Annotated in this window: 6 protein-coding genes; all 6 read right to left on the reverse strand. The window is 47.0% G+C overall.

The window, feature by feature from the left end; all coding sequences use genetic code 11:
* Positions 1-41: 41 nt before the first annotated feature.
* Positions 42-1,160, reverse strand: a complete 1,119-nt coding sequence (locus ACLR2L_RS15310) for a glycosyltransferase (protein WP_413369284.1) — start codon at positions 1,158-1,160, stop codon at positions 42-44.
* The gene (locus ACLR2L_RS15315; protein WP_140956267.1) at positions 1,150-2,121 is read right to left on the reverse strand and encodes a glycosyltransferase; all 972 of its coding nucleotides are present in this window, start codon (positions 2,119-2,121) and stop codon (positions 1,150-1,152) included. Before ACLR2L_RS15315 ends, ACLR2L_RS15310 begins: the two co-directional genes overlap by 11 nt.
* The gene (locus ACLR2L_RS15320) at positions 2,118-4,700 is read right to left on the reverse strand and encodes a hypothetical protein (protein ID WP_413369287.1); all 2,583 of its coding nucleotides are present in this window, start codon (positions 4,698-4,700) and stop codon (positions 2,118-2,120) included. The genes ACLR2L_RS15315 and ACLR2L_RS15320 overlap by 4 nt, the downstream gene beginning before the upstream one ends.
* Positions 4,701-4,844: 144 nt before the next feature.
* Positions 4,845-5,933, reverse strand: a complete 1,089-nt coding sequence (locus ACLR2L_RS15325) for a GNAT family N-acetyltransferase (RefSeq protein ID WP_413369289.1) — start codon at positions 5,931-5,933, stop codon at positions 4,845-4,847.
* Between the two features lie 21 nt (positions 5,934-5,954).
* Positions 5,955-8,690, reverse strand: a complete 2,736-nt coding sequence (gene prsT, locus ACLR2L_RS15330; protein WP_413369291.1) for an XrtA/PEP-CTERM system TPR-repeat protein PrsT — start codon at positions 8,688-8,690, stop codon at positions 5,955-5,957.
* A 127-nt stretch (positions 8,691-8,817) separates the two neighbouring features.
* Positions 8,818-10,449: an FAD-binding protein gene (locus tag ACLR2L_RS15335; protein ID WP_413369293.1), complete on the reverse strand. Its 1,632-nt coding sequence runs from the start codon at positions 10,447-10,449 to the stop codon at positions 8,818-8,820.
* Positions 10,450-10,547: the final 98 nt, after the last annotated feature.

Raw genomic sequence — 10,547 nt, forward strand, 5'->3', positions numbered from 1 at the left:
AACAAGGTTGAAGCAGGTTGTTGATGCAGCATAGCCATTCCTTAGCGTTGCAAGTCTTTAAAAAGCACCATGTATTCATTGGCCATACGTTGTGCAGAGAAGTGTTCCTCTACAAACGCTTTTGCACGCAGACCATATTCTTTGGCTTTGATGGTATCAGATAACATCTCACGCCAATAGCCTTTCAGTGTTTCCCGTTCACCCAGTGGCGCCAGCAGACCGGTATCATTGTGAGTAATTAACTGATCGATTCCCGGAATTTGATAAGCCGCTACGGGGGTGCCCATGGCACAGGCTTCCATCAGGCAACGTGGCACCCCTTCCAAGGTGGATGTCATCACAAATAAATCGAAGGTTTTGAGCATAGCCAGGCGATCATCGCGGAACCCTAAAAAGTGAATGTCGGGTTTGCTGGGCAGCGAGCGCGCTTTTTCTTCCAGGCGGGCGCGGTCGTCTCCGTCGCCAAGGAACAACAGTTCAACTGGCATACCTTCCTGATGTAAATCATCAAAAATGGTCAGGATATCGTCGATATTTTTGCGACTGATCATTTGTCCGATAAAACCCACTCGCAGCTTCTCGGTTTCTGCCGGTATAGTCTCATCGGTGCGAACCGCTTCTACTTCCGATAAGTCCACTCCATTCTGAATGTAATGCAATTTGTCTTTGCGAACACCAATGCGGTGCATATCTTTCATCAGTTGCGTGGATAACGGCACGATTGCATCGCCGTACTTCATAGCCTGACAACCCAGCCAGATAAAAGCGCGTAGCTTCAAATCCTTAGCGTTTTCAAAGCCGTGTGGGGTAACAACAGAAGGGATACCGGCTTTTTTCGCCGCCCACACACCAAGAATATCTGACTTGTATCCATGTGTATGAATAATATCAATATTTTCTTGTTTAATTAGCGCTACCAGTTTGTCGACTACTGAAATGTCGAATTTGTGCTTCATTGGCAGTTCAAACGTTCTGCCGCATTTTTGCTTAAACTGTTTAACCAGTTCCAAATCCTGTGAATCGGTTTCCAGCGTGGTGGCCAGTAGTGACTCAGTGGTGTCGGAAGGCAGGTGGCTGGCAAGGGCCAACACCCAGCGCTCGGCACCATAGAAACCAGTGGAACAAATGAACTGTAATATTTTTATTTTTTTATTTTCCATAAGACGATGTTCCAAAGGTTTTTATTATTCCTCCCAGTGTACCAATGGTGCGGGCTGGGAAATACACACAATAAAACTTTATCACCTCAAGCAATGAGGTGTTTGGTCTGACTAACTTATACAGTCGTGTACTGTAGGCTAGCACTGGAAGTCCGGCTGCTATCAAACACAATACCGCAAACACGGTAAAACCTGCAATCAGGCTAAGCAAAGCCACTAGCAGACAGGCGGGCATGGCCAGTGGCACAATAAAGCTCGGCCACTCACGTAATGGGATTCTACGGTCTTTAACGGAGGCGAGGTTAGACTGGCCACGCCATATTTCCTTCTCGAACATGGCACCTAATTGCTTATCTTCCCCAATATGCACATATTGAGCTGCACTGGTATAGAACAATTCACCGAGTTGATTTACCTTGTCGGTAAAATAGTAGTCTTCACACGTTATCAGGTGCTCCGGGAATTGACCCGCGGCATAAAATGTTTCTTTGGTTAGCAATAGGTTTCTGCCGGGTAAAAAGTCAACCGGGCAGTCGATAGCGGCATTGCTCAGAGCCACGCGAATGTGCTCCAACGGAGTGGGACTGTCGGATGGTATTTGCATGGCGCTGACCAGTCTGGTACCAGGGCGCTCTGTCAATACCGCCAGGCAGGCCGCTAACCAGTTGCGAGAGAGTTGAATATCGGCATCGAGAAACGCAAGATAATTACCACTCGCCAGCTCTGCGCCCCGGTTACGTGAGGCAGAGATAGTCTGCTCTGGTTTGGCAAAAATCACCTGAAACGATACCTCGCCGCAGGCTTGCTTAAGCGCCTCCGATACTTCGGTATTTTGCGAAACCAGAATGATTTCCATTGCGTCTGCCGGGTAATCCTGAGCTGCAATGGATAACAGTGTCTCGCGCAGCATTTCCTCACGCCCTTTGTGTGGGATCACAAAGCTGATTGTGTGATTTGTCATGACAGCTTCCTTCGCAATGCTGGCACGCGTTTTTGTAGCTGCTGCCACTCGCGCTTAACGGACAGTCTCTTTATTACATGGAAAACATAACCTTGCCAGCCCTTATCGCGCTGAATACTCACAGGAAATTTTCCAGCGGTTTCCACGACAGTGGGCGACGTTGCGCATTCTATAGTATCAATGCCATAGTTTTGCATCAGTAACGCTAAGATGCGCGTGTAGTGTTTTTCGTTGCTGCCACTAATTGCATTTACAACGTAGTGTTTTATTTCGGCGGCTTTCGCTCTGAAACGCAACGCATTGTCCTCACTGGTATAGGTGGCAGCAATAGACAGTACCGCTACTTTGCGCAAATCCTGCGCCGACCAGGTTTGATTGGGGTACTCCAGAATGTCAGGCTTTTCCAGATAAGGATACTCGTTGTCTGCCATCCAGTGGGCGTAATGCACTAAACAGGCAACCGCGTAATAATAGTCCTGGTTTTTACCCACGACGCTCTGAATGTCCAGATAGCGGCACACTGCCTGTAGAAATACAGTATAAAACCAACAGTTTTCCACATTATCCAGGTTTCGTGTTTCAGCAATATCGTCATCTGGTGATACCGTATGGCGAATAATGTACGACACCTGCTGTAAGTACTGCAGATCGTTGGTGATTTCAAAGCTGTCTAACAGCGCCATCACGTAATTGGCTGTACCCCGGTCGAGTGGGTAAGTGCCGGTGCTGATATTCTTCAAATCAATGCGATGGCGATTTTTATAGCTTAACAGCAAACCAAACAGAGTGTCGTCGCCTTCGTATACCGTTGTGATCCAGTCGGTAAGGCCCAGCACGGCCTGTTGAGCAGCCTGACAACCGGTAAGAAAATAATACAGTTGTAATCCGGTAGTGTAACAATGTTGGCCACCCGGGCCGCCACCGCCAGCATGATCCTGATAGGCATTACCCTTGTGGTGCCTGGAATACGTGCGGTGTGTTGCGGTTTCAGCCGGCAAATAATGGTCGGTGTGCCAGAATAGCCCCTGATTGTATTCTGGCTTGTCCAGTTCGGTGTGGTATATATCAATATCAATGATATGTCGGGCCAGATCGTCAGCCAGTTCGCGCCAGCGTTGATCGCCGCTAATGAGCCATTGTTTCAGGAAACCCAGCAAGGGATCATACTGATTGTTGTAATGCGATGTAAACAGAGTGTCGCCTGTGTAGCCATCGGTTTCATGATCGGCATATAAATCACCAAAGTGCCGCCAGCCATATTCATCGATAGCTTCGCGCTTGGCAAAAAACGAGCTGGGTCCGTCAAGGCCCTCGCTTATCAGTGATTGCAACGGGTCATTTAATAAATGTGCAGACAAACGGGGAAACACGCCGGTTGCCGTAAGCCAATCCGCTGAAATTGTTGCGTTAGCAATGGCGGCTTTGGCAACGGTGTCTGACTTGGCCTGTATTATCGCGCTGTGTGTTTTTTGTTCGCCTGGTTGCAGTTCTACTGACAACCCAGGCTCAGCTTTAAACATAGACCAGGAAATTTTACCGGGCTCTGCAGCCAGCGAGGTTGGAAAATTCTGCCAGAACCTGTCTGGGGAAACAGATAACTGTACGTTTTGGCTTGTTAGCAGTGCGGCAGGCTCTGGACGCGCAGGCGCCTGTTGAGTGATGCCATCAACAATAAAGTGTGTAGCTGGATCATGTATTGAAAGCTCGCGGGCATGGTTTACGTGATTGGGGCTATCCCAACGGGACCCTCCACTGGCTCGTTGCCATAAGTGGCCATCGAGATTAATCGAAACATTAGCGGTATCTGGTGATACCTGAATAGCTGCGTAGGCTTGCTCACTACTAATCGATAGGGACATATTGTCGATAAATACACTACGGGGATCGCCCAAATCCCAGGTGCCGCCGTTGTGTTCAGCCGGGTTGGTATTCGTTATTGTAGTGGTAATCCTGGCGAGCCCCAGGGCGGGCTCGAAGCCCAGTTTAACCTGAAGCTTAATTGGGGCTAAATCAGGGCGCCCGGCAGACAATTCATAGTACAACGCAAGGTGGATAAAGGCCGGAGAGCCATCGGGTTGATCGCAATATTTGGGCTCGACATGCCAGTCAGTCAGGCTACTGTGGTATTCGCTGAATTCACCGGTAAATTGGCTGTTAAACGAAAACGTCCAGCGTTTTCCAGCCAGCATAAAATAGCCGTCGAACAAGGTGGTTTTACTTAACTGGCACGCCCAATTACAGGTAGTGAGTGAAATCGTTGATTCTGACTCAAGCGATGCGACATGCTCCTGATTCACTTTTATAGCAGCTGTTTGCTTTGGTTCGACCCAGAACTGACTCTCGTTAATACCAGCTACAGGCGTATGACCTTCTAACAGTAGCCATTTTACGGAGTGATCAGGCCACCATGCCAAGGGGGTAAAAGCACACTTAACAAGTTGGTTGTCGTTGCGTTTACATTGAAGTGGCTGGTGAACATAACAGAGTCCCTGGGACAACGGGATGCCAATAGAAAACGACGCAGTATCGGCTTTACCGGATTCTGGCACACGTAATGAAAAGTGATGTTGTGATTGCATGTGTCAAAGATTGCTTGATCGAACTTATGAACTTCGCTTTTTAGCACTGCCAAATCGTCTGAATGCGTCAAAGTGAGTTTGTTTAATTATTTGTTAGCTAAACTCTACCGTTATTCGCTGTGTAAAAATACAGAAAAGATAAATCTATTGCTTTTTTATATTAAAAATTTGAGATTTCAACGCTTTTGCGACTACGAATAGACGTGTTAACCAATCTTTTCTCAATAACCGAATCATGAAAAGGTGGTAATGATGGTTAGATAATGACTGTTTGTACTGACTTTCGCCGCCCATAAAATCATATCTGGAACAGCCGCGTTGTGCGTAATAGCTTATCGCGTAGGTGTGTAAAACCAGTCCGGGCTGAAAACGATTGGAGGATTCGAGATAATTGATTCCAGACAGGTAAAAATACACCTGATCATTGGAAATCAGGTTGTACGTATAACCAATACAGAGATCACCGGCAAAAAAGCCTAAAATCTCACAAGTCGGGTCATTTGATGAAGACCGCATCAGGCTTTGATGAAATGACCTGAACGCCTGGTTATTAAATCCACTTCCCTGATCGGTATGTTGCCAGCGGTCCGCATGAAACCGGGCTAATTCTTCCAGAACGGGCTCTGGCGGCAGACTACCGAACGAGCGGACAGTGATGTCTCCAAAATGCGCTTGCAGGTATTTAATCGCTCTGCGAATTCGGCTTCTGGTATTGCTGGAACATTGTGCAAGATAATTGTCCTTGCTGGTAAAAGCGGGTTCCAGTAAAACTGCATAGCCAGGGATCGCGGTTGATTCGGCGAAAAAATCCGGGTGATTCAACCAGGGGGAGGGATTGGCAGTGATTTCCAAACGCCATTCCCGGGCTATACTTTTACACCAATTCAGAACTAACCTTACCGCTTTGTCGTGCCACTCTGGCAGCGCCAACAAGTCGTTAAACTCAATCCAGATTTGATCGCGCAGCATGTCGCCGGTCTTGTTGAACCATCCGCAGGTAAAGGGAGACCGCAGCCCTTTGGGAGGAGAGAGGACCACAAACACCGAGGCAACCAGGGTATCGCCACTAAAGCACTGCAGCCATAACGGTGATTTGTCTTCATTCTGCTGCAGCCAGGGTATGAGCCAAAATGGCTTAGTAAATGGTGTGGCAGAAGGAATATTTGCAGCCAGAAGTGATGTCGCATCAGCGACATCATTCAGGCTGTAGGTCTTTTGAACTAACAGTTGCAACGGCATGCTCTGATATTACCGCTATTGTTGTTCTTCTAGCTTCTTCATCAGTACCTTGTGTAAGGATTTTTGCGCGGGTGACGTAGGATAAATCCTGCCGAGCATGTTCTTGGCTCTGGCTTTGTCGCCGTCAAGAATCATGGCTTCTGCTGCATGTAACTGGATTTCTTTGTTATTTGCTGCTTTGCCAAGTGCTTTTTCAATGTAACTGCGGCCTTGTTTAACATCACCCTTTTTGATCAGGATATAACCCAGTGTATCAAGTGCAAATTCAGACTCTGGGGCAATACTAAACGCGGCTTTGGCCGCCTCCAGCGCCTTGTCGTAATTCCCCGCTTGAGTGTGAACGCCTGCCAGATTGTTGAGTGCTGCAAAGTCGTTAGGTTTTTCTACGAGGATACGATCATACAGGGTAATGGCGTCGCTATAAAAGCCATAAGCAGTAGCGTACTCGGCTGTTACAAATTTATATAACGTATTTTCCGGAGATTTGCCGACCTCAGTTTGTAAATAGTTCAAGCCAGACTTTGCATCTTCGGCCCCCGCCAGTGCAAAAGCCAGCAGTCTGGCGACCGCAAATCCAGGGTTATTTTCGTAGGAAGCGGTAAGCAACTTTACCGCGTCTGAATAACGCTTTTCATTCAGCGCTAATAGTCCTCGGGTGTGGGTCAGCGCGGCCAACTCACTGCCATCTTCTTCCAGAATAGAAATTGCACGTTTGGATTGTGCAAACTTGCCGGTTGATGCGGCTAAATGTGCTTCCAGTAACACCAGGCGCTTATCTTGCGGGAAGTAGGTTCTGGCTTGCTGTGTGGCTTCCATTGCACCGTCAAAATTACTCATGAATTGGTAAGTAGAAATTAAGCGGTACCATCCTCTTCTGTCGGTTGGGAATTTATCCGTCCAGTCTTTATAGGTTTCTACGGCCTGGCTGAATTCACCGTTTTCTACATAGGCATCACCCAATGCCTGGTAGATACCAAAATTCTGCGGGTCTTCTACTTTCTTCAGTAAGCTAATGGCTTTATCTGGTTGTTGTGAGCGCAAATAAATAAATGCCAGGGCTGAAACGGGCGCTGAGGCGTCAGGGAATGCTGCTATTCGTTGGGTAAGGTAGCTTTCAAGTTGAGATTCCTGGCCCTGACCGATTTTGATATTGACAACATCAATCAGGTTTTGCAAATCATTGGGAGTGAGGGCCAATAACTTTTCGGCATAAACCATGGCGTCTTCAAACTTGTCCTGGCGGGCTTTACCAATCATCATATAGCGCAGGGCTGCAGTATTTTCAGGGTCATACTTAAGTACCTGACTAAAATGCTTACCCGCCTCGACTTCCTGATTGTCGCGAAGGTACAAAATACCTTTTAGGAACTCGCCATTGATTGCGCTTAATTCACCCCATTGCTCTGCAACGGCGAGTGCTGCTGCTAAGCCTTTTTCTTCATATTTTGCTTGCGCAAGCAGGATCCAAGCCTCACCTAGATTGGGGTCAATATTTAACGCCTGTGTTAACGAATCAACTGCCGAGGCCTGATTGTCATCCAGCAGGATAAAACCTTCACGCAGCAAACTCACTGGGTTATTCGGATCGAGAGTCCGGGCTTTTGACAGATAACGTTCTGATTCCGCGCGCTGGCCTTTTTGGAGTTTTTGCAGGGCTGCGAGGCTATATATTTCAGCTCCCTGACCGGGCTCTATACTCAGGCCATCAAGGCTACTGGCAACATCCTCAACATAGCCTAACTCCAGTTTAACCTGTGCGAGCAAGCGGTGAGTCGGGTGGCCAGGTGGTAAAGTGCTGGCCGCTGTATTTAAATAGCGTAAAGCACTTTCTAATCGCCCGGTGCGGTAGGCACTTGTTCCTGCCACAAAACTGGCAAGAGCGGGTTTAGCATCGTTTTGCAACGCAACATTTGCAAGTTGAAGAGCTTGTTCGTAATTATCCTGGTAGAAATAGATCAGTGCTTTTAAGTAATTGGCGTGTCCACTATTGGGATTTAACAGCAATAAGCGTTCTACCTGCTCATCGGCGCGAGTAAGTTGTTTATCTTCAATCAACTGTTCGGCAAGTAAAAAGCGAGCTACGTGGTAACTGGGAAAGATCTCCAGTGCGTCAGTGAACGCAATGATGGCATTTACATGTTCGTTCTGGAGAGAATAGATCATTCCCTTGAGTAGCTGCTTTTCAAAAGGCTCAATTGAGGGCGTGGTAAACTTTTGTGTAATGTTCAGCGCAACCGTTGGGTTGCCCTGCTCAAGTGTCTGGTAGGCCTGAGCAATCAGTAATTCTTCCTGCTTCAGTGATTCAGCAGGGATCACCGGATCCTGCTCTCCACCTTTTAGTTTTGACAAATAGCTAAACAAGGCAAGTGTGCTTTTAACCTGCGTATCCTGAATCACGGGTTGTGAATCGAGTTCTAACAATACGCGATCAAAGTCATTCTGATAGAAAATTGACCGGATTAAGACTGGGTAAGCATCCACAACCGGATAGGCTAGATCTAACGCGCGGCGAATTTCTTTCTCTGACTCTTCAAAGAGTCCCTGTTCAAATTCAAGACGCCCTAATTGGTAACGCGCTTCTGCATTATTCGGCTCAGTGATTACGGCGTTCTTTAATTCAACAATGGCCGCAACTTTTTCACCTTCTGCTACCAATGCCATTGCATTAGCAAGTTGCTCTTCGGCCGACTTTGGCGTACAGGCCGATAACGCGATAACAATCCAAAGTGCGTTCAGACGTTTTATTTGCATCCTTTCCTCTCACTACTACTCTTTTCAGTGCTGCTTCAAGATAACAGTTTGCTTGCGGACTGGCTACCGTTACTCAACGAACGGTATGGCCAGTGCGGTAACTGGAACTGGGATATTGTTATACTGATTATGCATCGTACTTTCCTGGCGACAGAATATTATTCGGATCCATAGCCTGTTTTATCACTTTTATCGACTGCCAGAACGGGGTGCCTTTATCCAGTCTGGCTTGTTCTGTAACGGGTAAACGATAAGGCACAAAGCCTTGCTTACACCCTTCGTCAATCAACGCCCTCAAACAGGCATGTGCCTTTTCTGTTTGTGCAGGATCCTGCTTATCGAATACCAATGGAACTGTCGAGTCGATACAATCGTGCTTAAGGTTGGTAAATGTAATAAAAGGGTCCAGTTCGAATCGAAGCATTGTATTTCTTACGAAATCGACAAAGTGGGACAGCGTAGATGGATCCATGGCAATAAGCGGTGCATACCAAAGTAAGCCACACTGGTCGTCCGCGGGATGTAACGGTAAGGCTTTGTCTGGTTGTTTGGATGGATTGCGCCAGTAAGGAAGAGGGAGTGCAACCTGGTTGGGTTTGCCTAGCATAATCTCAACCCCTTCTTGCAATGAAGTAAGTTGCGCTTTTACATCTTTAAACATGGGAATGAAGTCGAGCGGCATCGACGCAAATCGATGCGCCATTTTCAGTAATAGTGAATCAGAAAAGAGTATTCTGCCAAGTTTTCGGGCATGTCTTTTGACGTATTTCTTAACATAATTCACCACGGGTTGATCGCCGTAAATTGAACCCACAATCATCCATTCCGGTAAGCGCTTAGCAGCAGCAAGCGAATTAACCTGTTCATCCGTTAACGGCATGATAGGGGATTGATCAATATTTGGATTTTTACAGGTCATTGAAACCAGACGACGTTTGTCCATCAGGTTAATAGAGCCAACCATGCCGGCCTGGGATTCCAGCAGCGTTCGAATAAACTCAACACTTTCCTTAAATTTTTCCGCGTCGAATACCTGAATATAAAAGGCGCTGAATGCATTTGGCTTCTTCGCCAGTCTTATGGTCATTTCTGACACTATGCCTAAATTGCTTTGGGTAAAGAGTCCATCCAAATAAGGGCCCAGGCCCCATTTGAAGGTTTTGTCTATAAAATCGTCTTCGCTTTTATCGAGTGCTGATACAGCAGAAGCGTACTCCTGTTGGCACAAATCAGGATGAGGAATAAATGCCTTAAGTGCTGTGCAGGCATAGAAGTGGTCAGTATGCGGCGTAATGCCATAACCGCGCTCTAGCGCATTACTTAGCACACTACAACTGGGACCCGCACCTGTTACAGGCACCATATGCTGCCAGTCTTGCTCCTGCAAGTAATCGTAGAGCATTTGCTGTGTAACACCTGGTTCAATGGTAATGAGCCCTAGCGACTTACTGGTGGGCGTTATTTGACACATGCCCGACAAATCGAGCAATACAATAGGGCGATTGGCACTATCCTGAGTAATTGAACCATATCCCCAGTTTTTGTTGGAACTAACGGGGTGAACAACAAAATTATGCGAGTTCGCCAGTGCTAACAGAGACGGTATGATTTCTCTGTGCGAAATCTTAATAGCTGCCGCCAGTGCAGCATGGTCGCTAAAAGTGGTGCCACTGTATGCTTTAATTGCGTGCTCAGTTGAGATAATGACGGCGTGTGGATGAGAATCGAAATGGTTTCGAAGTGTTTGGTAGATATCCATAATAGTGCTTGGTTATTCCTCGTAACCACTACTATAGCTTTTTTTTTGCTAAAACAAAGAAAGCCGGCATTAAGCCGGCTCAAAAAATAAAACTTTAT

Source organism: Alteromonas sp. AMM-1, from assembly GCF_047290655.1.
GTDB lineage: Bacteria > Pseudomonadota > Gammaproteobacteria > Enterobacterales > Alteromonadaceae > Alteromonas > Alteromonas mangrovi.

Bases quoted from the DNA above. Each gene is read 5' to 3' on its own strand.
- ACLR2L_RS15315 (WP_140956267.1), bottom strand. From the start codon at position 2,121: ATGACAAATCACACAATCAGCTTTGTGATCCCACACAAAGGGCGTGAG.
- prsT (WP_413369291.1), bottom strand. From the start codon at position 8,690: ATGCAAATAAAACGTCTGAACGCACTTTGGATTGTTATCGCGTTATCG.
- ACLR2L_RS15335 (WP_413369293.1), bottom strand. From the start codon at position 10,449: ATGGATATCTACCAAACACTTCGAAACCATTTCGATTCTCATCCACAC.
- ACLR2L_RS15310 (WP_413369284.1), bottom strand. From the start codon at position 1,160: ATGGAAAATAAAAAAATAAAAATATTACAGTTCATTTGTTCCACTGGT.
- ACLR2L_RS15320 (WP_413369287.1), bottom strand. From the start codon at position 4,700: ATGCAATCACAACATCACTTTTCATTACGTGTGCCAGAATCCGGTAAA.